The sequence below is a fragment of the Ruegeria arenilitoris genome, from assembly GCF_013030265.1.
Lineage (GTDB): Bacteria > Pseudomonadota > Alphaproteobacteria > Rhodobacterales > Rhodobacteraceae > Ruegeria > Ruegeria arenilitoris_E.
In genome coordinates this window covers 462,784-487,115 of the sequence record NZ_WPZQ01000002.1, presented here as the reverse complement: position 1 = coordinate 487,115, position 24,332 = coordinate 462,784, and the positions used below count along the sequence as shown (strand labels likewise).

Here is a 24,332-nt window from a genome sequence, read left to right as displayed (position 1 = left end):
ATGGCAGTGTCGAGTTGACGCGTGACGGTGTCAAAGCTGGCCCAGATAGCTTCCCTGGCTGGGAGGCCATCCACGCCGAGGCATACAATGGCGGCTTCAAGGTGCTCTGGAAAAACGCCAACGGAGACTACGGCGAGTGGATCACCGACGCTAGTGGTGCCTACATCAGCAGTACGACGATCCCTGATGTCATCGATGTGGAAGCCTTCTATGGCTACGATATTAATGGCAGCGGCACTGTAGGATACGAGCTTCCGAAACTTGCACAGCAATCATCTCCTGCTCAGAAACTCGCACCAGAAGGCGAGATTTCGGGCGAGGCCGGATGGGCGGGTACAGTCGATGTTCTCGAATTTGTGCCGAATGTGACTGCGGAAATCGTTGATGAATTCCTATCCGTCGTGTTCGGTGCAGGTGAAACCAAGATCGCAGGCATTTCTATTCCGACAAATCTGGTCGATGCGTCGTCGAACAGCGATTTGGCGAATGAGACAGATGCGGTAACAGATCTGATGATTGCGAACCTGCTGGAAGAGGATAGCTTCCTGCTCTAACACCCGCTTCAGATATGAAGTCATCGATGGGCGTGGTTGCGGGTGAATTCGCGACCGCGCCCATTTCACAAATTGAAACCCGATTTGTCGGTGAGTTCTGTTTTTAGATCCTGCCGATGGCGCTCAATCGGGCCCAAGTTCTATAGTCAGACCAAGGTTATTTGCATTCTTGCAGATGCTTCTGCCAGCAGTCTCTGAGCTTACTCCAACCGGCGGCGTATGCGTCGAATTGCGAACCAGACTGCAAGTACCACCGGCACCGTTACGACTGCTGTCAACATCCCCTTACTGATTCCAGTTTTGGTGATCGGGTAAAGCAGATAGCTGGCCAGAGAGACTGCATAGTAACTGATGGCCACCACAGACAATCCTTCCACCGTATGCTGCAGTCTAAGGGCCAGATCGGCGCGGCGATCCATGCTTTCAAGTAATGCCTGGTTCTGCGCACTGCGCTGAACATCTACGCGTGTCCGTAGCAATTCACCCGCTCGGATCGCTCGGTCAGAAAGGGCTTGCAGACGCCGCTCCGTGGATTTCACGGTGCGAATAGCAGGGTCATATCTGCGCATCATAAAGTCAGCAAAGGTTTGACGACCATAAAAGCGCTGCTCTCGCAGAACCTCGATCCTCTGGTTTACAATCGCTTCATAGGCTCCGGTCGCTCCAAAACGGAACGAGCAACGAGCTGAGAGTGTCTCAAGCTCGGTCGACGTCGACAGGAGTTGGGGCAGCAATTCGTCCGGTTGGGTGGCATCGTCCGTCATCTCGACCATCAGATCAGTAAGACGCTTGTCCAGTTCACCGATGCGCCCCATGAGGCTTTTAACCCGGGCAAAGCCCAGCATGGACATGGCCTTGTAAGTTTCGATCTCACACAGCCGCTGAATAATACGACCAGTTCTGCGTCGCCCGGTTCCGTCCGAGACAAACAGCGCGAAACGCATGTGCCCTGCCGGATCAATCCGAAAATCACTGGCACAAACTGCTGAGTTGTCCAATACGTTCGCCACGGCCAGGCTTTCGGGTTCAAACCACTCCGACAATGCCGCCACAACTTCCTCATCATCCCGACGCTTGACCACTCGCAACATGGCCGAGGTAATCCTCTGCCCCGGGCTGCTCATCAACCAATCCTGAGGGAACACTTCGAAATCAGCTGGGTTGAACGGGCGATCACTGACATTCTGCGTGATAGCCGTATAGGTGACAAACTCGGTATGTTGCTCCCACTTTAGCCAGTGACGTCCGATCTGCCCTGCATAATGCGTGGCCCCTGGCTGGGGGTGTTGCGCGCCATGACGGTCCAGCAGATCTATCAGGTGCGCCATATCTTCGTTCCGATCCCGGGCAACTGCCTGGACCGGTTTCTTGACGGCAAGAAAGACGACAGTGCATGGCGCCTTGGCCACTGGAAAGGGGCGTGCGTGCAGTTCATTGGCCAGCGCATAGCGCAGTGGATGGTCGTCGATGGGTGTCATTTTGTGTTCCCTGAGTTCCCGGGAACTATACGCAGCGCCACAAATACATCAATTATCTTTTTATTTCATACACTTACGTGGATACCACAGTATACAAGGCCGCTATCTTATTGATTTGGTTGCCACAGCTCTATCGGGTTGCCTTCCGGATCGTGTATTCGAGCGAACTTGCCAACCTCACTATCCCACTCGGCACGGGTCTCTACGGCTATGCCAGCAGATTCTAACTGAGCAATCATGGCCTCCAGATCATCGACACGGAAGTTGATCATCCACTGCTGCTGGGGCCGGCCGAAGTAGTTGGTGTCCTGTGCGAAAGGAGCAAAGACTGTGTAGCCTTCGCGCTGTTTCCACGGCACCGGGACATAGTGATTTACACCTAGGTGCTTTTCGTACCACGCGCTTAACGCTTCCGGGTCACGGGCGCGGAAGAACAGCCCGCCTATACCGTTCACTTTCTCCATTCGGCACCTCCTGTAAGGACAGGGTACATCAAAAATAGAAAAGGCGCCCATGTGGGCGCCTTTCCGAGCGTTATTCGAGCCGGATCAGTCGATCATCGGCAACAGCTTGTCCAGCGACTCCTTGGCGTCGCCATAGAACATCCGGGTGTTCTCTTTGAAGAACAGCGGGTTTTCGATGCCCGAATAGCCAGTGCCCTGACCGCGTTTGGACACAAAGACCTGCTTGGCCTTCCAACATTCCAGAACCGGCATGCCGGCGATGGGGCTGTTGGGATCTTCCTGCGCCGCAGGGTTCACGATGTCGTTCGAACCGATGACGATGGCCACATCCGTGTCCGAGAAGTCGTCGTTGATCTCGTCCATTTCCAGAACGATGTCATATGGCACTTTCGCTTCGGCCAGCAGCACGTTCATGTGGCCCGGCAGACGACCGGCAACGGGGTGGATCGCAAAGCGCACCTCCTTGCCCTTGGCGCGCAGCTTACGGACCAACTCGGAAACAGACTGCTGCGCTTGCGCAACCGCCATGCCATAGCCCGGGATGATGATCACACTGTCTGCGTCGTTCAGAGCGGCCGCAACGCCATCTGCGTCGATCGCCACCTGCTCACCCTCAACAGCCATTTGCTCGCCCTGGGGACCACCAAAGCCGCCCAGGATCACGCTGACAAAGTGACGGTTCATCGCCTTACACATGATGTAGGACAGAATCGCACCGGACGAGCCCACCAGCGCGCCGACCACGATCAGCAGGTCGTTGCCCAGCGAGAAACCAATCGCCGCAGCCGCCCAGCCCGAGTAGCTGTTCAGCATCGACACGACCACCGGCATGTCGGCGCCACCAATACCCATGATCAGGTGATAGCCGATGAACAAAGCCGCCAGCGTCATCAGGATCAGCGGGAACAAACCACCCGAAGCTGTGTACCAGATCAGGCAGATCAGCGAGAGACCCGCCGCCGCCGCGTTCAGAGCATGACCGCCGGGCAGTTTGGTCGCTGCCGAGGTCACCTTGCCCGCGAGCTTGCCATAGGCCACGACCGAACCGGTAAAGGTGATCGCACCGATGAAGATGCCCAGGAACAGTTCGACATGCAGGATCGCTAGTTCGGCCGAGGTTTTCTTGGCGATCAGCTTGGCAAATGCACCCAGATCGGACAGGTCCGCCTGCGACGCGCTGTCGGCGATTGCCATGACCTGCGCCACGTTGCCGATTTCAAAATGCGCGTTGAAACCTACGAACACAGCCGCCAGACCAACCAGCGAATGCATCGCGGCAACAAGCTGCGGCATCTCGGTCATCTGCACGCGCTGCGCAACATACTGGCCGATAAAACCGCCACCGGCGATCAGCAGCAACGACAGCAACCACAGGCCCGAACCAGGCCCAACCAGCGTGGCGAAGACCGCCAGTGCCATACCGACGATGCCATACCAGACCGCGCGTTTGGCGCTTTCCTGGTTAGACAGACCGCCGAGCGAGAGGATGAAAAGGACAGCCGCAACGACGTAGGCGGCAGTAGTGAAGCCAAATTCCATGTGCCCGGCCTCCTTAAGATTTCTGGAACATGGCGAGCATGCGCCGGGTTACGAGGAAGCCACCGAAGATGTTGATCCCTGCCATAAAGACAGACAACGCCGCCAGCAGAATGACCAGGAAAGACCCCGATCCGATCTGCATCAAGGCCCCGACAATGATGATCGACGAGATCGCGTTGGTGATCGCCATCAGCGGTGTGTGCAGGCTGTGTGCAACGTTCCAGATCACCTGGAAGCCCACAAAGATGGCCAGCACGAAGACGATGAAGTGCTGCATGAAGCTTGCCGGAGCGATCAGACCCACCAGCAACATCAGCGCACCACCGACACCCAACAGGGTGAACTGCTGCTTGGTCTGCGCCTTGAAGGCTGCAATCTCCTGCGCCTTCTTCTCTTCCGGCGTTAGTTCTTTGACCTCAGGCTTTTTCTGCGCCGCGATCGCCTGCACTTTGGGCGGAGGTGGCGGGAACGTGATTTCGCCCTCATGGGTCACGGTCGAACCGCGGATCACGTCATCTTCCATGTCGTGATTGATCTGACCGTCTTTTTCGGGGGTCAGGTCAGTCATCATGTGACGAATGTTCGTCGCGTAAAGAGACGAAGATTGCGCGGCCATCCGGCTGGGGAAGTCAGTGTAACCAATGATGGTGACACCGTTGTCGGTCACGACCTTTTCGTCCGGCACAGTGCCTTCGACGTTGCCGCCACGCTCTGCCGCCAGATCAACGATGACCGAACCCGGTTTCATCGCCTTGACCATATCCGCCAGCCACAGCTTGGGCGCCGGACGGTTGGGGATCAGGGCGGTGGTGATGACGATGTCCATCTCAGGCGCAAGCTCGCGGAACTTGGCCAGCTGCGCGTTGCGGAATTCTTCCGACTGAACCGAGGCATAACCGCCGCTGGCTGCGCCGTCCTGCTGTTCTTCTTCAAAATCCAGATAGACAAATTCAGCGCCCATGGACTCGACCTGCTCGGCCACTTCGGGGCGTACGTCGAACGCATAGGTGATCGCACCTAGTGACGTGGATGTGCCGATGGCCGCCAGACCGGCAACACCGGCACCGACAATCAGAACCTTAGCAGGCGGAACCTTACCCGCCGCTGTTACCTGACCGGTGAAGAAGCGACCAAAGTTGTTACCCGCCTCGATCACCGCACGGTAGCCCGCGATATTGGCCATCGACGAAAGTGCGTCCATCTTCTGCGCACGCGAAATACGCGGCACCATTTCCATGGCGATGACGTTCGCGCCCTTGGACTTGGCCAGCTCCATCCCTTCTTCGTTGCCCGCTGGGTTGAAGAAAGAGATCAGGGTTTTGCCCTTGGTCAGACGCTTGAGTTCTGTCTCGGTGGGCACCCGAACCTTGGCAATGATATCCGCTGTCTTCCACAGCGATGCCGCTGTTTTGATGATTTCGACGCCAACGGCCTCATAAGACGCATCCGAAAAGCCGGCAGCCTCACCCGCTCCTTTTTCAATGACGCATTCATAGCCGAGTTTCTGCAGCTGCACAGCCGAATCCGGTGTCATTGCGACCCGGTTCTCACCATCCAGTATTTCTTTTGGTGTGCCTATTTTCACCGGCAGGTCCCCCTAATTGTCACTCTGATTGAGCGGGTGGTCGGTATTGTTTGTTAAGCAAAAGATACATCTTGCGCAACATTATTTCGCAGTCGCAGCAATTTTTACGTTGTGTCACGTTTTGATGCACCTCAAACCCAACGGCGTGTTTTCTGTTCGTATCGAGCAAAATCCGCTCGAAATGTCCGGCGCAACCGATCCTCTTCGGGCAGGATGAACCTGCGTTCGATGATCCAGACAAAGATTGGGATCAACACCAGAGAAGCGATTGCATCAAAACGCAAAATCAACCCGGCAAGGATCAAAACGTCGCCAACATAAATTGGATTTCGGCTACGTTTGTAGATACCGGACTGGACGAGTGCGGAAGGCGTTTCATGAGGTATGATCGTTGTGCGGTGTCGACGAAACTCGACCGCTGCCAAGACAACGACCAATATGCCTCCACCAATCAATATTCCACTGAGAAGACCCGTGAATCCACCTTTCAGGGATAAGCCCAAAGGCAGGTATTTGGCCTGTAGCCATGAAAGCAGCACAAAGCCCAGAAGCCAAACGGGCGGGACATCGATCCGGCGCATGAGCATTCCCTGTGAATGACGACATGCACCGACACATGTCGCTTCTGACAGACGTCCTACCGCTTTTGCGCTTATTTGGCAAAACATCAGGTTGTCGCATCGGATTTTTTCATTACCTGAAAGCGACAACAACCAAGGCAGAGGGTTTCATACTGTCAGAACGCGCCTGAAATTCGCGATTAGCATTGCTTTCAACCATGCGATCGGCCCGTCAGTTCTGCGATAATGGACAGCTAAGGCCCAATCGGATACGTCAAACACAACAATAAATTACGTCTACAGCTTCAGGGAGCTTCCATGACAGATTTTGCCGCCACCAAGGCCATGTTCGAACTGCCCGAAGGGGTGCTGTATCTGGACGGTAACTCTTTGGGACCACTTCCAAAAGCGGCCGGTGAGCGCGTTCAGAACATGTTGAGCGCTGAATGGGGGCAGATGCTGATCACCGGCTGGAACAAGGCCGGATGGATGGGGCTGCCAACAGGCCTCGGTGACCGCATCGGTCGCCTTATCGGAGCAGAGGCAGGCGCTGTTGTGGTGGGCGACACTTTGTCGATCAAAGTCTACCAGGCAGTCGCCTCAGCGCTGGAACTCAACCCACAGCGCAAGGTTGTGCTGTCAGACAACGGAAACTTTCCTTCAGATCTGTACATGGTTGATGGATTGCTGCGCTCGTTGGGGGCTGACTACGAACTGCGTGTTGTTGATCCCGAGCAGGTGGCCGAAAACATCACCGAAGACATCGCCGTTCTGATGTTGACTGAGGTGGACTACCGGACCGGACGCATGCACGACATGAAGGCGCTCACCGAACTGGCACATGCCAATGGTGTCGTCACGGTCTGGGATCTGGCGCATTCCGCCGGTGCGATCCCGGTTGATCTGTCAGGTTGCAACGCTGATTTCGCTGTTGGCTGTACCTACAAATATCTGAACGGCGGTCCCGGTGCACCTGCGTTTATCTATGTGGCTCCGCGACTGGCTCAATCTGTGCGCCCCGCCCTGTCCGGTTGGCTGGGCCATGAGGCACCGTTTGCATTCGATCTGGATTACCGCCCCGGCAGCGGTATCGAAAGAATGCGCGTCGGTACCCCACCGGTTATTCAGATGACCGCACTGGCCGCAGCGATGGACATCTGGGACATGGCAGACATGGCCGATGTTCGCGCAAAATCCATCGAGCTGACCGAACTGTTCATCAAACGGGTCGAGGCAACCTGCCCGGAGCTGGAACTGGCCAGCCCCCGCAACCCAGAACAACGCGGCAGTCAGGTATCGTTTAAGTTCACCGATGGATACGCCGCCATGCAAGCCCTGATCGCACGTGGTGTGATCGGAGACTTCCGGGCACCAGACATTATGCGATTTGGCTTCACACCGCTTTACGTTGATGAAAACGATGTTGAGCAAGCGGCTGAAATCGTTGCCGACATCATGCGCAACAGATTGTGGGATGTTCCGGAATACAAGGTCCGTCAGCGGGTTACCTGACTTCCAAACCAGCACCGATAAGCGCTGCCAGTTGAGCAGTGCGCTTTTCAAACTCATCGGCGCTCGAAGCGGTCATCTTGATCCCTTTGAGCGTCGCCGTGATGGTTTTGGCCGTCTCATGCGCTTCATCAAGCAGTCGTACCCGCCCGTCTGCGTGTTCCCGGTTTAGCCAGTTTGCGAACAGATCCGTAAGTTCCGCTTCGCCCTGCTCGACAATATCGATGGACATGGATTTGGTCGTATCGAGCATCTCAAGACCATGCGGTGACGCCAGAATAGCGGCCATGCCATCAATCTGCGCGTTGATCGCCTTCTCCAGAATCTGCGACACGGTACCTTCACCATTCAGTGCGTTTGCAACAGAAGCGGTCTTTTCGACGTAGTGCAGCTCGGTAAGCTTACGAACAATCGCCTCTTTGTTCTTGTAGTGCAGATAGACGGCAGGCCGCGACATTCCCGCCCCGCGCGCTATGTCATCCATCGAGGTTTTGCGAAATCCATAAGCTGAAAAGGCCTGAAAGGCCGACGTCAGAATGGCCTTTTGCCGCGTATCGTCGATCAAATCCGTCATATCCGAACCTCTGACATTTTTTGTATATTTTGTCAATTGACACACTGACATTTTTCACCAATTATGTCAGAAACCAGCCACAGCCAAGAGAGGTGCGCCATGGCGACGACCCTGAAGATCAACGGAACATCACATCAGGTCGACCTGCCCGATGATGTGCCCCTTCTCTGGGTACTGCGGGATGAAGTTGGCCTGACCGGAACGAAATTTGGGTGCGGAGTTGCCGCATGCGGGGCCTGCACCGTCCACATCGATGGCGAGGCGGTACGTTCATGCCAGGTAGCACTGTCAGATGTCTGGGGTGACGTTATCACAATCGAAGGCACCGGCTCTCCGGATTCGATGGCGGCAATTCAGCAGGCCTGGGTTGACCATCAGGTGGCGCAATGTGGCTACTGCCAGTCGGGCCAGATCATGCAGGCGGCCGCGCTGCTTGCCGAGAACCCAAGCCCTTCAGACACTGACATAGATGACGCAATGCAGGGAAACCTCTGCCGCTGTGGCACCTATCCTCGTATTCGCGCAGCGATCCACGACGCCGCTGCAAAACTGAAGGAGGCCTAAGCAATGGCACGCATTGGAAAAATCCTCCGCCGTACATTCCTGATTGGTTCTGCCGCAATCGCCGGAGGCGTGGCCTTCGGCGTCTACTACGTCAATCGCCCTGCACCGAACCCGTTGAAACCAGGCGAAGGTGAGGCCGCACTGAATCCATTCGTTTTGATTGATCAGAACGGCGTCACCCTGTTCGCCCCACGCGCCGAAATGGGTCAGGGTGTCAAAACCACTTGGGCCGCATTGATCGCTGAGGAGCTGGATGTGGATCTTGACCAGATCACCGTTCTGCACGGCCCGGCAGCCGCCGCCTACTACAACTCGGCCCTGATGGGTGAGAGCCTGCCAAACAAGGGCTACGATATCTCGGACTTCCAGCACAATCTGGGTGAGGCACTGGGTGTTGTCGGCCGGGCGCTTAGTTTGCAGGTCACCGGCGGCTCTACGTCGATGAAGGATGGCTATGAACGCATGCGCGAGGCAGGCGCATCGGCCCGCGAAACGCTGAAACTGGCGGCGGCAGAACGTCTGGGTGTTGATCCCACGCAGTTGAAAACCGCCTCAGGTCACGTGATTGCACCGAACGGAGACAAAATTGCCTATACCGAACTGGCGGCGGATGCGGCCACACTCGAGCCGGTTGAGGCACCACTGCGCGACCCGTCTGAATGGCGTTATCTGGGTCAATCCCAACCGCGTTTGGACATGGCCGAAAAAGCGACCGGTACCGCCGAGTTTGGTGTTGATGTTCGCCTTCCCGATATGAAGTTCGCCAGCGTTCGGATGAATCCAAAACTGGGTGGCACCATGAACGGCTTTGACGACAGCGCGGCAAAAACCATGCCGGGCGTCGAAAAGATCGTCGATCTTGGTAACGGAGTGGCCGTCATCGCCAACAACACATGGCTTGCCAATCAGGCTGTCGAAGCGATTGACGTGGACTGGGGCGATGCGCCCTACCCGCCCGAAACCGACGCGATCTTTGCCAGCATTGCCAAGGCATTCGACGACTCTCCAAATTCGACCATGCGCGACGACGGAGACGTTGACACCTTGCCCGAAGGCGCAACGGAGATCACCGCCGAGTATCAACTGCCTTATCTGGCGCATGCCACGATGGAGCCAATGAATGCCACTGCGCTTTTCACCGGGACAAAGCTGGACCTGTGGTGCGGAAATCAGGCACCCACACTGATCCGGATGCGGGTGGCAAATGTCGCCAATCTGGACACCGAGGCGGTTGAGATACACACCACCTATCTTGGCGGTGGCTTCGGTCGGCGCGGTGAACTGGATTTCGGCGAAATCGCAACCAAGGTCGCCATGACGATGCCCGGAACGCCGGTGCAAACCACATGGAGCCGCGAAGAAGACATGCGCCACGACTATTACCGCCCCGGAGCGCTGGCGCGGATGCGTGGTGCGATTAAGGACGGAAAGGCTGTTCTAATTGATGGCAAGGTTGCGGCACAATCCTGTACGCAGCAAGCGGTCGGACGCTACACCGGCTTGCCAGCAGGCGGGCCAGACAAGGTGCTGGTCGAAGGGTTCTTCAATCAGCCCTATGCGGTTCCGAACTACCGTATGAGCGGGCATATCGCTGCGCTTGATATCCCGGTAGGTTTCTGGCGTTCGGTCGGCAATAGCCACAATGGCTTCTTCCACGAGACCTTCATGGATGAGATGGCACATGCCGCGGGTCGTGATCCACTGGAATTCCGGCTGGAGCTTATGCAGAACGAGCACGCCCCCTCGGCCGGATGTCTGGAAGCTGTGCGCGAGATGTCAGGATGGACCGGTAAGACGCCCGGTGGCGTTGGTCGCGGAGTGGCCTTTACCTACAGCTTTGGCACGCCCGTCGCGCAAGTGATCGAGGTCGTCGATGAAGATGGCACCATCCGCATCAACAAAGCCTGGATTGCCTGCGACATGGGTCTTGCGCTGGATCCGGAAAACGTCAAGGCGCAGATGTTCGGCGGCATGATGTATGGCCTGTCGGCGGCCTGTTTCGGTGAAATCACATTCTCGGAGGGCGAAGTCGAACAGTTCAACTTCCCTGATTATGAGGCGATCCGAATGCACACAGCGCCGCAGGTCGAAGTACGCGTGCTTGAAACCAATCGCCATATGGGTGGCGCAGGTGAACCGGGCACACCACCATCGATGCCGGCTTTGGGCAACGCTCTGTTTGATCTGACAGGTGAGCGCGCACGCAGCCTGCCGCTCATCAATCAATTCGACATCTTGATCTAGTCTGAACAGATTGCATCGGCTCTACCCTCATCGGGGCCGATGCAAAAAGCTACTGGTTGCTTGAGAACTAGCTTACGCCATGCGCTTGATCAGTGGAGCTTTCGAGCCCGCTGACCATGCCTGAACTGCAGAGCCGAAGGCTTCGAACAGCGGTCGGGATACCGGGTCATTGGCAGCGTCCCATTCAGGATGCCACTGCACTGACAGAGTAAATCCGGGTGCATCCTTGATGTAAATCGCCTCTGGCGTTCCGTCAGGTGCATGACCGTCAATCACGACCCGTTGACCGACCGTCTTGATGCCCTGTCCATGCAACGTGTTAGTCATGACTTCGCACGCACCGAATATCTGCTGGAATACACCGCCCTCTTCCAACGTAACAACGTGGCGCAGAGCGAACTTTTCTTCCAGTGTACCGTCCGGCGGCATACGATGGTTCATGCGCCCGGGCAGGTCTCGAATTTCCGGGTACAGCGTGCCGCCCATGGCGACGTTCACTTCCTGAAATCCGCGGCAGATTCCCAGAAACGGCTGGCCCCGTTCGACGCAGGCACGCACCAGGGGCAAGGTGATCGCGTCACGTGCGCGGTCGAACTCACCATGCGCTTCGGTCTCCGCTTCACCATATTCTTCGGGATGCACGTTTGGGCGCCCTCCCGTCAGCAGAAATCCGTCACAAACTTCCAGCAACTCGTCCACTGAAACATAGCGCGGATCGGCAGGTATCAGCAGAGGAAGGCAATTCGATACATTTGCAACCGCGTCCGAATTCATAGTTCCGCCCGCATGTGTCGGATACTGATCGTTCATCAAGTAAGAATTTCCGATAATGCCGACGACCGGACGCACCATGCAAACCTCGCTAATCTTTGAAACTGCTCAAGCATTCATGCCAGTTTCACACAACTAATCAAAGTGCGTGGGCGCAGCTTGCACTGTGAATTTCTCAACAACTGTCGCCCAGCGCCCAAGATATGCCACAAATTTGGACAATTCAGGCAAAAAGCAAGTGATTGAGCGGAATACGATGACAACCAGCGTCCAAAATCGGAAAGCATCCGAACGGTTAGTGCTCAAAGGGTGCCTCAGTCGACCAGAGATCATTCTCGTCTCGATGCTGGTCTTGTCGGTGCTGCTGTCGTTGTTGCTGTCTGTGTTGAAAGCTCAACCGATTGCCTGGGGCGGTTTTGCGATGGGTCTGGCGCCGACGGTTGGGTTGCTTGCCGCTGGTCTTTACATTCGCCTATTTAAAAATCAGCCGCGCATCGCACAGCTTGCAATCGCCAACAGCCTGTTTCTGGGTTTCATGGGGATTACAACCCTGCTGATCTATCTGCGCTTTCCGATAGCCGAATTGTCGTTCGACAAGCTTTTGATGCAAGCGGATGCGGCGCTTGGGTATTCTTGGCCACAATTCCTTGAGGTGCTTGCAGCCTATCCCGATGCCGGTCGGGCGCTGAGCTATGTTTACCACAGCTCATTGCCCCAACTGTTTGTCATGGTTGGCTATCTGGCGTTGACCGGACGGTCCGACGCATTGGATCGGGCACTTATGGCCGGCACCTTCGGCCTGCTCCTCACAACGCTGATCTGGTGGATTGTACCCAGCGTCGGGCCGTCGGTCTTTTACGACCTGCCTGTTGGGCTGGAAAAAAAGATCGATCTGGTGACCAACAGCACCTACGCACAAATCCTCCGCACGCTGTCGGATCAGGGGCTTGCCGTAATTGCACCCTCAGACATCGTCGGGACGATTGCCTTCCCGTCCTATCACACGATCATGGCATTGCTGGTTGTGTGGTATCTGCGCGGTACGGCGCTGTTCATTCCGGCGTTGATCCTGAACGTGGCCATGGTTCCCGCCATCCTGTCACACGGAGGTCATCACCTTACGGACATGATCGGGGGAATAGTCGTTTTTGCTGTTTCAGCGTGGCTTGCGGCGCGTCCCATGGTGCGAGGCGCCGCAGACCAAGACTAAAGGGCGGATTAGATCTCGCCTGTAAGGCCAGCAGCCTCGATACCCGCCATCGCAGCGGCGGCATCATTGTCCGAAGTATCCCCGGTCACACCTACGGCACCGATGATCGCACCCTTGCGATCACGCAGCAAAACACCACCCGGGACAGGGATGACTTGCCCGCCATAGACGCCATTCACTGCAGCCATGAAATAGGCCTGACCCTCAGCACGCTGCATCTGCGCTGTCCCCGCCATGCCCAGCATTACCGATCCATAGGCCTTACCATGTGCAATCGCGAAACGACCCGGCGCTGCGCCATCTTCACGCTCGAACGCGATCACGTGGCCACCGGAGTCCAGAACGACCACGGAAAGAGGCTTCAGCTCCATCTCGCGTCCTTTTTCCAGAGTTTTGCGAATGATGGTCCGCGCCTTGCGAAGTGAAACTGACATGTCCTGCCCTCTTGGATGAAAGTTCTGTTGGTGCTGCGGGGAACTTCCCCCGCAGCCGGGATTTAAGCGCTGGCAGCTTTCAGTTCCAGACGGCGTGCATGAAGTACCGGCTCGGTGTAACCCGACGGCTGCACGCGACCTTTGAAGACCAGATCGCAGGCGGCCTGAAAAGCGATACCGTCAAAGTTCGGCGCCATCGGGTTGTAGGCCGGATCATCTTCGTTCTGACGATCCACTACGGCAGCCATCTTCTGCATCGCCGCCATCACCTGCGCTTCGTCAACGACGTCATGATGCAACCAATTGGCCAGCGCCTGGCTTGAGATACGGCAGGTCGCGCGATCCTCCATCAGGCCGATATCGTTGATGTCCGGTACCTTTGAACATCCGACGCCCTGATCTACCCAACGCACGACATATCCCAGAATGCCCTGAGCATTGTTCTCGATCTCGCGGGTGATTTCCTCGTCGCTCAGATTACGGCCATCCAAAAGCGGAATGGTCAGCAGATCACCCAATGTCCCGCGAGCACCGCCCGCAGCGATCTCATCCTGCCGCGTCAGTACATTTACCTTGTGGTAGTGGGTCGCATGCAAGGTCGCCGCTGTGGGGGACGGAACCCAGGCACAGGTCGCTCCAGACATCGGATGCCCGATTTTCTGCTCAAGCATATCACCCATACGGTCGGGCATCGCCCACATGCCCTTGCCGATCTGAGCCTTGCCTTTCAGCCCGCAGGCAAGGCCGATATCCACATTGCGATCTTCATAGGAAGCGATCCATGGCGTATTCTTGATGTCCCCTTTGGGCAGCATCGGCCCCGCTTCCATCGAGGTGTGGATTTCATCACCAGTCCGATCCAAAAAGCCGGTATTGATGAAAGCTACACGCGATTTTGCGGCTCGGATGCATTCCTTGAGGTTCACCGAAGTCCGACGCTCTTCGTCCATGATACCCAGCTTTACCGTGTTGCGCGGCAAACCCAGAATATCCTCGACCATGTCGAAGATCTGAACCGAGAACGCGACCTCTTCCGGGCCGTGCATCTTGGGTTTCACAACATAGACCGACCCGGCGACCGAGTTGCCACCTTCGCGCTGCAGGTCGTGCATCGCGATCAATGTGGTGCAGAGAGCGTCCATCAGCCCTTCGCCAATCTCGTTGCCGTCGGCATCCAGGACCGCGGGGTTGGTCATCAGATGCCCAACGTTACGCACCAGCATCAATGAACGCCCTTTCAGGGTGTTCTGAGCTCCGTCAGCGGCGGTGAAGTCAAGATCGCCTGCCAGTTTACGGGTAAAGGTGTTTCTACCTTTGGTTACTTCCTCGGTCAGGTCGCCTTTCATCAGGCCCAGCCAGTTTCCGTAGGCGACAACCTTATCGGCAGCATCAACACAGGCGACTGAATCTTCACAGTCCATGATAGTGGACAGCGCGGATTCCAGTCGTACATCCGCGATACCTGCAGGATCAGAGGCGCCGATATTGCTGAAGGCGTCAATCGTGATCTGGATGTGCAGTCCGTTGTTCTTAAACAGGACGAATTCGGGGGCACTTGCCGAACCTCCAAAGCCAACAAACTTGGCGGGGTCTGCCAACGCAGGTACCAGTGACCCGTCTACGACACTCAGACCGCCGACATCGGCCCAGGATCCGGACGCAAGCGGTACGGCATCATCCAGAAAAGCTTTGGACCATGCAATCACGCGCGTGCCACGTTCAGCATCGTAACCGCCACCCGATGGCAAATCGCCCATGGCGTCGGTTCCGTACAAGGCGTCATACAAGCTGCCCCAGCGGGCATTTGCAGCGTTCAGGGCAAAACGGGCATTGGTGATTGGCACAACCAGCTGCGGACCCGGTGTGAGCGCGATTTCCGGATCTACACTCTCGGTTTCGATCTGGAATTCATCGCCTTCGTCTACGAGATATCCGATCTCACGCAGAAAAGACTGGTACTCTGCCGGATCAATGTTCTGCCCCTTGCGCGCTATATGCCAGCCATCGACGCGGCCCTGAATGTCGGCGCGCTTGGCCAGCAACTCTCGGTTTTTGGGGCCAAGTTCGGAGACCATCTTTGCAAGGCCAGCCCAGAACACATTCGGAGCTACACCTGTTCCCGGCAGCGCCTGTTGCTCGATAAAATCGGCCAATATCTGATCAACCTGCAGCCCGTTCCGGGTTTCTCTGCCGCTCATATTCCGAATCTCCCGCAATTGTGTGCCGTTGTATGCGCACATCAGTTAGGGCGAAAGTTTCCGATAGGCAACTTGCGCCCTTACGTTTTGATTTTCAGACAGGATTGGAAACTGCTTCAAAAGCAGCAAGGCAATGCCGCACCACAATCGCGTTGGTTGCAGCCACCGGGCGAAGCTCATAACGTCGCGCCAGACATGAACCGATGCGAGGCCCCCGATGCGCGACGCCGCCCCCACCACGATCTATCTGAAAGATTACACGCCGTTCGGTTATTTGGTGGACAGCGTGCATCTGACATTCAACCTTGCTCAGCACGCAACCCGGGTCACCTCCCGCATCGCTTTCCGTCCCAATCCGGACGCAACCGATCGGACGTTTTTTCTGCATGGCGAAGACCTGACGTTGATCCGGGCAGCCATCGACGGTGAGGTTATCTCTCCTGACATTTCCGACAAGGGCCTGACCGCTCAGGTTCCTGACGCCCCCTTTATCTGGGAGGCCGAAGTCGAAATTGATCCCGGCAACAACACAGCACTCGAGGGGCTTTATATGTCCAACGGCATGTACTGCACCCAATGTGAAGCCGAGGGCTTTCGCAAGATCACATACTATCCGGATCGCCCCGATGTGATGTCTACCTTCACAGTCCGCATAAATGGCGATCTTCCGGTTCTGCTGTCCAACGGTAATCCAACCGGCAGCGGCGAGGGCTGGGCCGAGTGGACGGATCCCTGGCCCAAACCTGCATACCTGTTCGCCCTGGTTGCAGGGGAACTGGTTGCACATCCCGATCAATTCACAACGCGTTCCGGGCGCGACGTCGAACTGAACCTGTGGGTCCGCCCCGGTGATGAAGGCAAATGCGCCTTTGGAATGGAAGCGCTGAAGCAGTCTATGAAGTGGGATGAGGATGTTTACGGGCGCGAATACGATCTGGACGTGTTCAACATCGTGGCAGTCGACGATTTCAACATGGGAGCGATGGAGAACAAAGGGTTGAATATCTTCAACTCCTCCGCCGTTCTGGCCAGCCCCGAGACCTCGACAGATACCAATTTCGAACGCATCGAAGCCATTATCGCGCATGAGTATTTCCACAACTGGACCGGTAACCGCATCACCTGCAGGGACTGGTTCCAACTATGCCTGAAAGAGGGCTTGACCGTCTTTCGCGACGCCCAGTTTACGTCAGACATGCGCTCTGAGCCGGTCAAACGCATTCATGACGTGATCGACCTGCGTGCCCGTCAGTTCCCCGAGGATAGCGGCCCGCTGTCGCATCCCGTTCGCCCAGAGAGTTTTCAGGAAATCAATAACTTCTATACTTCGACGGTCTACGAAAAGGGTGCTGAGGTTATTGGCATGCTCAAGCGGCTGGTAGGTGATGACGCCTATGCCAAAGCGCTTGATCTGTATTTCGAACGCCATGACGGTCAGGCCTGCACCATCGAAGACTGGCTGCAGGTGTTCGAGGATACGACTGGTCGCGATCTGAGCCAGTTCAAACGCTGGTACAGCCAATCGGGCACCCCACGCGTGAAAGTGGCCGAAGATTGGGCCGATGGAACCTACACCCTGACACTCAGCCAATCGACGAACCCGACGCCTGGACAATCGGAGAAGCTGCCGCAGGTAATCCCGGTCGCCGTCGGCCTGCTTGGAGCCAATGGTGACGAAGTCAGAGGTACCGAGGTTTTGGAACTGACTGAAGCAGAGCAGAGCTATAGTTTCACAGGCTTGGCTTCAAAACCTGTGGCTTCGATCCTGCGCGGCTTTTCGGCTCCGGTGATCCTGGAACATGACCACGGCAACGCCGAACGCGCGTTTCTGCTGGCGCATGACACGGATCCATTCAACAGGTGGGAAGCCGGGCGCTCGCTTGCGCAGGACACGCTGCTGCGGATGATCACAGAAGATGCCGCGCCAAATGCCGATTATCTGGATGGGCTGTTAGCCGTTCTGCGCGACGGTGACCTCGACCCTGCCTATCGGGCGCTCATGTTGGGCTTGCCAACACAATCCGAACTGGCTGCAGCACTGCATGAGAGTGGCACTACACCAGACCCGATGGCGATCTGGGCTGCCGTAGAAACGCTGCGCCAGGCGACGGCGCAGCATATGCAGGACTTGCTGCCTTGTCTGCATAGCGAGGCAGTTATCGACGCCCCCTATGACCCCGGCGCAGCACAATCCGGCAAACGCGCATTGGGCGGTGCAGCTCTGGCGCTGACTTCACGGTTGGATGGTGGAGCAAAAGCGGCCGAGGAATATGCCAAGGCCGATAACATGACGCTGCAGCTGACCGCGCTCTCCTGCCTGCTGCGCGCCCGTAAGGGTGAGGCTGAACTGGCAGCATTCTACGATCAGTGGCGACATGACCGTTTGGTCATGGACAAATGGTTTGCGCTGCAGGTTTCAATGGCAGCGCCAGAGGCAACACCTCAAACCGCCCAATCGCTGACAGAACATGCCGATTTCAATTGGAAGAACCCAAACCGCTTCCGCGCACTGATGGGATCACTGGCCATGAACCACGCCGGCTTCCATCAGGCCGATGGGGCTGCCTATCAATTGCTTGCAGATTGGTTGATCCGGCTGGATCCGGTGAACCCGCAAACAACTGCGCGCATGTGCTCGGCTTTCCAGACATGGAAACGCTACGATGCCGACCGTCAGGATTTGATGCGTCACCAGCTGACTCGCATTTCGGAAACTCCAAACCTGTCGCGGGATACGACAGAAATGGTCACACGGATATTGGGGGCGTAAGCCCCCTATGGTCTCGGCTAAACACAACAAATGACTCCGTTTATCTTCACTCGCCAGAACCGCTCGCCCAGAACCGTGATGATCCTGATCTGCGTCTACGCGGCGCTCATCGGATTGGTGATCTTTTTCAATGCAGCATTTTGGCTGGTCGGATTGCTGGCGCTTGGCACGCTTCCGGCGGTCTGGGATCTCGTCCAAGACAGCAGCGCGGGCCTGAACTTGGATCAGCATAAGCTGAGTTGGCATTCAGGGCGAAGACAGGGCGATATCAGCTTGGATGAAATCGATTTTTTCCGCTTCGATACCCGCTGGGACTTTTCTGTGCGGGTATCCATGGTGCTGAAAACAGGTAAACGCCTGCGCCTACCGGATGAAGCCTTGCCCCCTCATCGGGACTTCGAACAGATACTTCAGCAAGCTGGTTTCAAAGTTGAGCGGCATCATTTCACTGTATTTTGAAACGATCAGCCGCGAATCCCCAAGATTAACTCCAAACACGCAGATTTCCCCCCTAATGCCTTGAATTGGGCGCAAATTGCGGCCAGACTTCGAAGTCAGTTTACGAGTTTGTACAGTTTCGAGTTTCACCATGTTCTGGTCGTTCAGGGCAGCCGCTGCCCGTATATCAGGTTCCCGAAAGCAGATTGCGCCGGAAAGACGCGCGCAAAATGCCGTTGCCGCAGCAACCCTTGCGGATACGGGGCAGCTTAACATTCCTGTGGCACAATTAGGTCCAAGTGACCTTATCGGTCGTGATGTAATCGAACGCGGGCGCTATCTGGCCCGTCAGGATCTGTGGACACAATTGTCCGCCGAGATGCACGCAGCCGATGCTGCAAGAGAGGCAGCCCCCGGCGGCCTTCCGATTGCTGATCTGCTGGCCTTTGGCGCACGCTCTGATGTTGTACTTGCCGCCGAACACGCTCTGACAGATGGCAAAGCGATATCGGACTATGATCTGCTTGGCGGCATCGCGGAGCTTGAGAACGAACTGCGCGAGCATCCTGACGACCCGATGATTGGACTTGTGGTTGCTCTGGCTCACGTCGATTTGGCCTGGGCATGGCGGGGAACTGCATGGGAGACTACGCTGCCTCCGCTGCATCGGTCACGCTGCGCGGCGCATTTTGACCGTGCTGCCGCAATTCTTCCGAATTGCCGTCGTGCCGCGCCTAACAGCCCGGCAGTTGCAGCCGCCGATTGCGCCCTTCTTGCAGGTCAACGCAAAGCTCAGGCACGTGTTGCTGATCAATACGAGAAACTGATCGCGCTCGACCCGCGCAATCATCGCCACATGCGGGCGATGGGCAGTCATTTGCTGCCGCGCTGGTTTGGCAGCTATCAGGAGCTGGAACTGCAGGCTTTGCGCAACGCGGCACAAACGCAGGACATCTGGGGTGCTGGTGGATACACTTGGGTGCAATTCGATGCCATCGCTCTGGACGAAGAGGCCTGCGCTCGCGTGGATGTCGAATACTTCATTGAAGGCCTGCGCGACATCGTTCAACGGCAATCTGATCAGCAAACAATCAACCTTCTGGCCGCCTATTGCGCAATCACGCTGCAAAACGGGCTTGGACTGGATGAACGGGCAGATCTGGCCCGAACTCAGATCGGTGAGGCTGCCGACTGGCTGATCCGTGATCATCTGACAGAGTTGCATCCGCTCATTTGGGCCCACGCTGCGGACGGGTTCAACAACAGCGTCCGCATCAATTCGCCCGAGCGTTTTGCAGCACGCGGACAGCGCGATGCCCTGCGCGCCATCAGCAACCTGCTGCGTGATGAGCTGGGTAGCGGCAAGAGCGTGACGTTCACGCCAAACGGGTTGCAGTTCACGCACCAATAATTGGTGCGAGGGCCTTTCTGAAATCATCGTAACGCGGCGTCCAACCAAGATCTTTTAACCGGCGCCCTGAAACCCGTTGGCTGAGCATCGGCCCCTCTGAGGAGCCGTATTTCGCAAGCGCTTCCGACCGTGGAACAACATGCGTCCGGTATGGAACCTCACGTCGGGTCGACAAGGCGAGCACGATGTCTTTTACCGCAACCCCTACCTCGGTCACTGCATTGAAATGCCCCGACAGATCGCGGTTTTCGCAAAGCAGAACATAGGCCATCGCCAAATCCTCTACATGAACAAGTGGCCATAGCGTTTCAGCGCTCCCCCAGATTTCAACCGGTTGCCTGTGCTGAATTTGCGCGTCGAAACGATGGAACATTCCTAGGGCATTGCTGTCATAAACCAGACCCGGATGCAAAACCGCCAAGTCCACCCAATCATCGGCTGCAAATATATTTGCTGTTTCCAGCATCCACGAAAACTCGGGAATTGGTGAAAAGGCGCTGGTTTCATCGACAACGTCACCGCCCGTATCCCCATAAAGCCAGACACCGCCGGTATAGATGCAACGCGTAGCTTGCCCCCGCCGCTTTGCCGCTCGTCGCAACGCCTCCATCGCCAGAAAATCAACCTGTGCCATTTCTTCATCGAACGTGGCTGCAATCTGCAAAACAACATCCGATGCAATCGCTCGATCAGCCCAGCCCTCTGGTTGCCGCAAATCTCCACGACAAACCTGTGCTCCCACTTGCTGCAATTTTGCACAAGATGCAGAGGACCGGCACAAACCGGTCAAACTGTGCCCACGTGCCAGAAGTTGCGCGGTGACCTGCGAACCAATCAATCCGGTTGCACCCAATACAAATATGTTCATCTGGTTCTCCGAGGGTTTGAATGACTGTGGCCTTCGGTTCTGGCGCCTCAAGTATGGTTGAGATCAAGCACAAAGATTCATTCCCCCTTGCCCCCTAGCGCGCACGGGCATAATACGCAGGCCTAGACTTCTGCGGATAAGAGGCGCGCCATGCTCGACCTGACCTATGAAATGCCCAAACCCAAGACCATTGCCGGTGCCAAGCACGACTGGGAGCTGGTGATCGGGATGGAGGTTCATGCGCAGGTCTCATCCAATGCCAAGCTGTTCTCGGGCGCATCGACCCAATTTGGGGCCGAGCCGAACTCGAACGTGGCCTTCGTGGATGCCGCGATGCCGGGAATGCTGCCGGTGATCAACGAATACTGCGTTGAACAGGCGGTACGCACCGGTCTGGGCCTGAAGGCAGACATCAATCTGAAATCGGCCTTTGACCGTAAGAACTATTTCTACCCCGACCTGCCGCAGGGATATCAGATTTCCCAGCTTTATCATCCGATTGTGGGTGAAGGCGAAGTGCTGGTCGAGATGGGTGACGGCACCGCACGTATGGTGCGCATCGAACGCATCCACATGGAGCAGGACGCGGGTAAATCGATCCACGACATGGACCCGCATATGTCCTTCGTGGACTTGAACCGGACCGGTGTTTGCCTGATGGAGATCGTGTCGCGCCCCGATATCCGTGGCCCGGAAGAGGCAGCGGCCTATATCGCCAAGCTGCGTCAGATCATGCGTTATCTGGGCACCTGCGACGGCAACATGCAGAACGGCAACCTGCGGGCAGACGTGAACGTCTCGATCTGTTTGCCGGGTGCGTACGAGAAGTATCAGGAAACACAGGACTTTTCGCATCTGGGTACCCGCTGCGAAATCAAGAACATGAACTCGATGCGCTTTATCCAACAGGCGATCGAAGTCGAAGCGCGCCGCCAGATCGCCATTGTCGAAGCTGGTGGAAAAGTAGATCAGGAAACCCGTCTGTATGATCCGGACAAGGGTGAGACCCGTTCGATGCGGTCCAAGGAAGAGGCACATGATTATCGCTATTTCCCCGACCCCGATCTACTGCCTCTGGAGATCGAGCAAGCGTGGGTAGATGACATCGCCGCCAAGCTGCCCGAGCTGCCCGATGAGAAAAAAGCACGTTTTATCAGAGAGTTCGGACTGACCGACTATGACGCGTCGGTGCTGACCGCCGAGGTGGAAGCTGCAGATTATTTTGAACAAGTCGTCGAAGAGGTTGGTTCTTTCGATACCAAATCCCTAAAAGATATCCCTGCAGTTCCACAGAAATCTGCGGCGAATTGGGTTGTCAATGTTCTATTTGCTGCCCTCAAGAAAGACGATCTGGATATTTCGCAATCACGAATATCCCCCAAGCAACTTGCATCACAACTCAAACTGGAATGGTCGGGCGATATCTCGGGCAAGATCGCAAAAGATCTGTTCGAAATCGTTTGGACCGAAGGCGGCGACCCGGCGCAGATCGTCGAAGAACGCGGCATGAAACAGGTGACCGATACCGGTGCCATCGAAGCGGCGTTGGATGAGATCATTGCCGCCAATCCGGCGCAGGTCGAGAAGGCCAAGGTGAACCCGAAACTGGCAGGCTGGTTCGTGGGTCAGGTCATGAAGGCGACCGGCGGCAAGGCAAACCCGAAGGCCGTTAACCAATTGGTCAGCGCCAAGCTGGGTCAGTAAATCTTGTGTTTTGTACAAACCGGGCGATAGGGTTTGTTCGGTTTGTACAATTCTGATTTTCCCATTTCTTAACGTTTCAAGGGGCTTGCCATGTGCTTGACTCCCCTTTGAATTGCGCTCTTTCTTCCGGATCAGAGAGGTAAGGTTTCATGCAGAAAAAATTTGATCAGGAACTCGAAGATCGCTTGGTCCGCTACGCGTCCATTGACAGTCAGAGCGATGAGAATTCTCCAACTACACCCAGTACGGAAATTCAGCTAAACATGCTGAACCTGCTCAAGCAGGAACTGACCGAAATCGGAGCGCAGGATGTTGAACTGACCGGAGACAGCGTCGTTGTGGCCACCATTCCCGGCACAGTTCCGGGACCAACCGTGGGATTTCTTGCCCATGTCGATACTGCACCGCAGTTCAATGCGACCGGCGTCAAACCGCGGGTGATCAAAGGCTACAATGGTGGAGACATCAGCTTTCCCGATGATCCGGAATTGGTTCTGTCGCCAGAAGAGCATCCCTATCTGGCCGAGAAAATCGGACATGACCTGATCACCGCCTCGGGTACCACACTGCTGGGTGCCGATGACAAAGCGGGTGTTTCAATCCTGATGACGATGACCCGGCATCTGCTTGAAAACAAGGACATCCCGCATGGGCCGATCCGCATCGCCTTTACTCCGGATGAAGAGATCGGGCGCGGTGTTACAGAACAATTGCCCAAGGATCTGGGTGCTGATTTCGCATACACTCTGGACGGTCAGGAAGTCGGCGAAATCGAATATGAGAGCTTTTCGGCCGACCGTGCCGTGATCCGGATCGAGGGCGTCTCGATCCATCCCGGGCTGGCGAAGGGCAAAATGGTCAACGCAGCCCATCTGGCGGCTAAGATAGTGCAAACACTTCCGCAGGCCACCATGACCCCCGAGGTCACAGACGGGCGTGAGGGGTTCATCCATATCACCGACATGAATGGCGGTTCCTCTGAGATGGAAATCAAGCTGATCCTGCGCGATTTCGAAATGGAAGCGCTGGAGGCGCAGGGCGATCTGGTCCGGCAGGTCTGTGCCACCGTTCAGGCCACAGAGCCGCGTGCGGTGATCACCTGTGAGATTTACCATCAGTACCGCAACATGCGCTATTGGCTGGAAAAAGACATGACACCGGTCGATCTGGCGCGCGATGCTTGCCGTGAACTGGGGATCGAGCCGCTTTCAGTACCGATCCGCGGTGGTACCGATGGATCCCGACTGACCGAATTCGGCACGCCCTGCCCTAATCTGTTCACCGGTATGCAGTGCATTCACGGGCCTCTGGAATGGGTATCGGTGCAGGACATGGCCCTCGCCACCGAGCTGTGCCTGTCCGTCGTGCAAAAAGCGGCGGGGACTGACGGCAACAGTGCAGGCTGAATTCTGCCGTCCGGCCATGCTCTCTTTTACCCTGCCGCCAACGTGATAAGT

General features: G+C 56.4%; 20 protein-coding genes. 10 read left to right on the top strand and 10 right to left on the bottom strand.

Translation table 11 applies throughout. The features are described 5' to 3' along the window. Positions 1-554: hypothetical protein (locus tag GOX61_RS05280; RefSeq protein WP_170331819.1), on the top strand; the 554-nt coding region annotated here is incomplete at its 5' end. A gap of 200 nt (positions 555-754) precedes the next feature. On the opposite strand, the gene GOX61_RS05275 is transcribed toward GOX61_RS05280, so the two are convergent. The 5 genes from GOX61_RS05275 to GOX61_RS05255 form a co-directional block, all read right to left on the bottom strand. Then, positions 755-2,032: a DUF3422 family protein gene (locus tag GOX61_RS05275; RefSeq protein WP_170331816.1), complete on the bottom strand. Its 1,278-nt coding sequence runs from the start codon at positions 2,030-2,032 to the stop codon at positions 755-757. Between the two features lie 107 nt (positions 2,033-2,139). Continuing rightward, the gene (locus tag GOX61_RS05270) at positions 2,140-2,496 is read right to left on the bottom strand and encodes a VOC family protein (RefSeq protein ID WP_170331814.1); all 357 of its coding nucleotides are present in this window, start codon (positions 2,494-2,496) and stop codon (positions 2,140-2,142) included. Positions 2,497-2,580: 84 nt separating this feature from the next. Continuing rightward, a complete protein-coding gene (locus GOX61_RS05265; RefSeq protein WP_170331812.1) occupies positions 2,581-4,035 on the bottom strand; it encodes an NAD(P)(+) transhydrogenase (Re/Si-specific) subunit beta in 1,455 nt (484 codons plus the stop codon). A 13-nt stretch (positions 4,036-4,048) separates the two neighbouring features. Continuing rightward, the gene (locus GOX61_RS05260; RefSeq protein ID WP_170331810.1) at positions 4,049-5,620 is read right to left on the bottom strand and encodes a Re/Si-specific NAD(P)(+) transhydrogenase subunit alpha; all 1,572 of its coding nucleotides are present in this window, start codon (positions 5,618-5,620) and stop codon (positions 4,049-4,051) included. Between the two features lie 131 nt (positions 5,621-5,751). Beyond that, positions 5,752-6,201 carry a methyltransferase family protein gene (locus GOX61_RS05255; RefSeq protein ID WP_155147441.1) on the bottom strand — a complete coding sequence of 150 codons (450 nt, stop codon included), beginning with the start codon at positions 6,199-6,201 and terminating at the stop codon, positions 5,752-5,754. Positions 6,202-6,498: 297 nt separating this feature from the next. Between GOX61_RS05255 and kynU the strand changes: the two genes are divergently transcribed. Continuing rightward, on the top strand, positions 6,499-7,692 hold the full coding sequence (gene kynU / locus GOX61_RS05250; protein ID WP_170331808.1) for a kynureninase: 1,194 nt from the start codon (positions 6,499-6,501) through the stop codon (positions 7,690-7,692). On the opposite strand, the gene GOX61_RS05245 is transcribed toward kynU, so the two are convergent. Next, complete coding sequence (locus tag GOX61_RS05245) at positions 7,685-8,263, bottom strand: TetR/AcrR family transcriptional regulator (RefSeq protein ID WP_170331806.1); 579 nt, start codon at positions 8,261-8,263, stop codon at positions 7,685-7,687. The two genes, kynU and GOX61_RS05245, sit on opposite strands and share 8 nt — an antisense overlap. A 99-nt stretch (positions 8,264-8,362) precedes the next feature. On the opposite strand from GOX61_RS05245, the gene GOX61_RS05240 reads away from it, so the two are divergent. Together GOX61_RS05240 and GOX61_RS05235 are read left to right on the top strand one after the other, a co-directional pair. Beyond that, positions 8,363-8,827, top strand: a complete 465-nt coding sequence (locus GOX61_RS05240) for a (2Fe-2S)-binding protein (RefSeq protein WP_170331804.1) — start codon at positions 8,363-8,365, stop codon at positions 8,825-8,827. Positions 8,828-8,830: 3 nt separating this feature from the next. Then, a complete protein-coding gene (locus GOX61_RS05235; RefSeq protein WP_170331802.1) occupies positions 8,831-11,071 on the top strand; it encodes a xanthine dehydrogenase family protein molybdopterin-binding subunit in 2,241 nt (746 codons plus the stop codon). A 72-nt stretch (positions 11,072-11,143) separates the two neighbouring features. Here the strand turns inward: GOX61_RS05235 and GOX61_RS05230 are convergent, their stop codons facing one another. Beyond that, positions 11,144-11,923 carry a gamma-glutamyl-gamma-aminobutyrate hydrolase family protein gene (locus GOX61_RS05230; RefSeq protein WP_170331800.1) on the bottom strand — a complete coding sequence of 260 codons (780 nt, stop codon included), beginning with the start codon at positions 11,921-11,923 and terminating at the stop codon, positions 11,144-11,146. A 175-nt stretch (positions 11,924-12,098) separates the two neighbouring features. Here GOX61_RS05230 and GOX61_RS05225 point away from each other — a divergent pair, with 175 nt between their 5' ends. Continuing rightward, on the top strand, positions 12,099-13,052 hold the full coding sequence (locus tag GOX61_RS05225; RefSeq protein ID WP_170331798.1) for a phosphatase PAP2 family protein: 954 nt from the start codon (positions 12,099-12,101) through the stop codon (positions 13,050-13,052). An 8-nt stretch (positions 13,053-13,060) separates the two neighbouring features. Here GOX61_RS05225 and GOX61_RS05220 read toward each other — a convergent pair whose 3' ends face one another. Both GOX61_RS05220 and GOX61_RS05215 read right to left on the bottom strand, forming a co-directional pair. Continuing rightward, the gene (locus GOX61_RS05220) at positions 13,061-13,486 is read right to left on the bottom strand and encodes a GlcG/HbpS family heme-binding protein (protein ID WP_155147428.1); all 426 of its coding nucleotides are present in this window, start codon (positions 13,484-13,486) and stop codon (positions 13,061-13,063) included. Positions 13,487-13,548: 62 nt separating this feature from the next. Next, positions 13,549-15,684 carry a malate synthase G gene (locus GOX61_RS05215; protein ID WP_170331796.1) on the bottom strand — a complete coding sequence of 712 codons (2,136 nt, stop codon included), beginning with the start codon at positions 15,682-15,684 and terminating at the stop codon, positions 13,549-13,551. Positions 15,685-15,901: 217 nt separating this feature from the next. Here GOX61_RS05215 and pepN point away from each other — a divergent pair, with 217 nt between their 5' ends. The 3 genes from pepN (at position 15,902) to GOX61_RS05200 (ending at position 20,303) form a co-directional block, all read left to right on the top strand. Beyond that, the gene (gene pepN / locus GOX61_RS05210; RefSeq protein WP_170331794.1) at positions 15,902-18,454 is read left to right on the top strand and encodes an aminopeptidase N; all 2,553 of its coding nucleotides are present in this window, start codon (positions 15,902-15,904) and stop codon (positions 18,452-18,454) included. A gap of 78 nt (positions 18,455-18,532) precedes the next feature. After that, a complete protein-coding gene (locus tag GOX61_RS05205) occupies positions 18,533-18,913 on the top strand; it encodes a hypothetical protein (protein WP_254436747.1) in 381 nt (126 codons plus the stop codon). A 130-nt stretch (positions 18,914-19,043) separates the two neighbouring features. Then, positions 19,044-20,303 (top strand): hypothetical protein, encoded by a 1,260-nt coding sequence (locus GOX61_RS05200; protein WP_170331790.1) that lies wholly within the window; start codon positions 19,044-19,046, stop codon positions 20,301-20,303. On the opposite strand, the gene GOX61_RS05195 is transcribed toward GOX61_RS05200, so the two are convergent. Then, a complete protein-coding gene (locus tag GOX61_RS05195) occupies positions 20,290-21,171 on the bottom strand; it encodes an NAD-dependent epimerase/dehydratase family protein (protein ID WP_170331788.1) in 882 nt (293 codons plus the stop codon). The genes GOX61_RS05200 and GOX61_RS05195 overlap by 14 nt on opposite strands. A 150-nt stretch (positions 21,172-21,321) precedes the next feature. Between GOX61_RS05195 and gatB the strand changes: the two genes are divergently transcribed. Together gatB and pepT are read left to right on the top strand one after the other, a co-directional pair. Beyond that, complete coding sequence (gene gatB, locus GOX61_RS05190) at positions 21,322-22,875, top strand: Asp-tRNA(Asn)/Glu-tRNA(Gln) amidotransferase subunit GatB (RefSeq protein ID WP_170331786.1); 1,554 nt, start codon at positions 21,322-21,324, stop codon at positions 22,873-22,875. 149 nt (positions 22,876-23,024) lie between these two features. Continuing rightward, the gene (gene pepT, locus GOX61_RS05185; protein WP_170331784.1) at positions 23,025-24,281 is read left to right on the top strand and encodes a peptidase T; all 1,257 of its coding nucleotides are present in this window, start codon (positions 23,025-23,027) and stop codon (positions 24,279-24,281) included. Positions 24,282-24,332: the final 51 nt, after the last annotated feature.

Excerpts from the sequence above, each read along its gene's own strand:
- GOX61_RS05275 (WP_170331816.1), bottom strand. The coding sequence starts at position 2,032 with ATGACACCCATCGACGACCATCCACTGCGCTATGCGCTGGCCAATGAA.
- GOX61_RS05270 (WP_170331814.1), bottom strand. The coding sequence starts at position 2,496 with ATGGAGAAAGTGAACGGTATAGGCGGGCTGTTCTTCCGCGCCCGTGAC.
- GOX61_RS05265 (WP_170331812.1), bottom strand. The coding sequence starts at position 4,035 with ATGGAATTTGGCTTCACTACTGCCGCCTACGTCGTTGCGGCTGTCCTT.
- GOX61_RS05255 (WP_155147441.1), bottom strand. The coding sequence starts at position 6,201 with ATGCGCCGGATCGATGTCCCGCCCGTTTGGCTTCTGGGCTTTGTGCTG.
- kynU (WP_170331808.1), top strand. The coding sequence starts at position 6,499 with ATGACAGATTTTGCCGCCACCAAGGCCATGTTCGAACTGCCCGAAGGG.
- GOX61_RS05245 (WP_170331806.1), bottom strand. The coding sequence starts at position 8,263 with ATGACGGATTTGATCGACGATACGCGGCAAAAGGCCATTCTGACGTCG.
- GOX61_RS05240 (WP_170331804.1), top strand. The coding sequence starts at position 8,363 with ATGGCGACGACCCTGAAGATCAACGGAACATCACATCAGGTCGACCTG.
- GOX61_RS05235 (WP_170331802.1), top strand. The coding sequence starts at position 8,831 with ATGGCACGCATTGGAAAAATCCTCCGCCGTACATTCCTGATTGGTTCT.
- GOX61_RS05230 (WP_170331800.1), bottom strand. The coding sequence starts at position 11,923 with ATGGTGCGTCCGGTCGTCGGCATTATCGGAAATTCTTACTTGATGAAC.
- GOX61_RS05225 (WP_170331798.1), top strand. The coding sequence starts at position 12,099 with ATGACAACCAGCGTCCAAAATCGGAAAGCATCCGAACGGTTAGTGCTC.
- GOX61_RS05220 (WP_155147428.1), bottom strand. The coding sequence starts at position 13,486 with ATGTCAGTTTCACTTCGCAAGGCGCGGACCATCATTCGCAAAACTCTG.
- GOX61_RS05215 (WP_170331796.1), bottom strand. The coding sequence starts at position 15,684 with ATGAGCGGCAGAGAAACCCGGAACGGGCTGCAGGTTGATCAGATATTG.
- pepN (WP_170331794.1), top strand. The coding sequence starts at position 15,902 with ATGCGCGACGCCGCCCCCACCACGATCTATCTGAAAGATTACACGCCG.
- GOX61_RS05205 (WP_254436747.1), top strand. The coding sequence starts at position 18,533 with ATGATCCTGATCTGCGTCTACGCGGCGCTCATCGGATTGGTGATCTTT.
- GOX61_RS05200 (WP_170331790.1), top strand. The coding sequence starts at position 19,044 with ATGTTCTGGTCGTTCAGGGCAGCCGCTGCCCGTATATCAGGTTCCCGA.
- GOX61_RS05195 (WP_170331788.1), bottom strand. The coding sequence starts at position 21,171 with ATGAACATATTTGTATTGGGTGCAACCGGATTGATTGGTTCGCAGGTC.
- gatB (WP_170331786.1), top strand. The coding sequence starts at position 21,322 with ATGCTCGACCTGACCTATGAAATGCCCAAACCCAAGACCATTGCCGGT.
- pepT (WP_170331784.1), top strand. The coding sequence starts at position 23,025 with ATGCAGAAAAAATTTGATCAGGAACTCGAAGATCGCTTGGTCCGCTAC.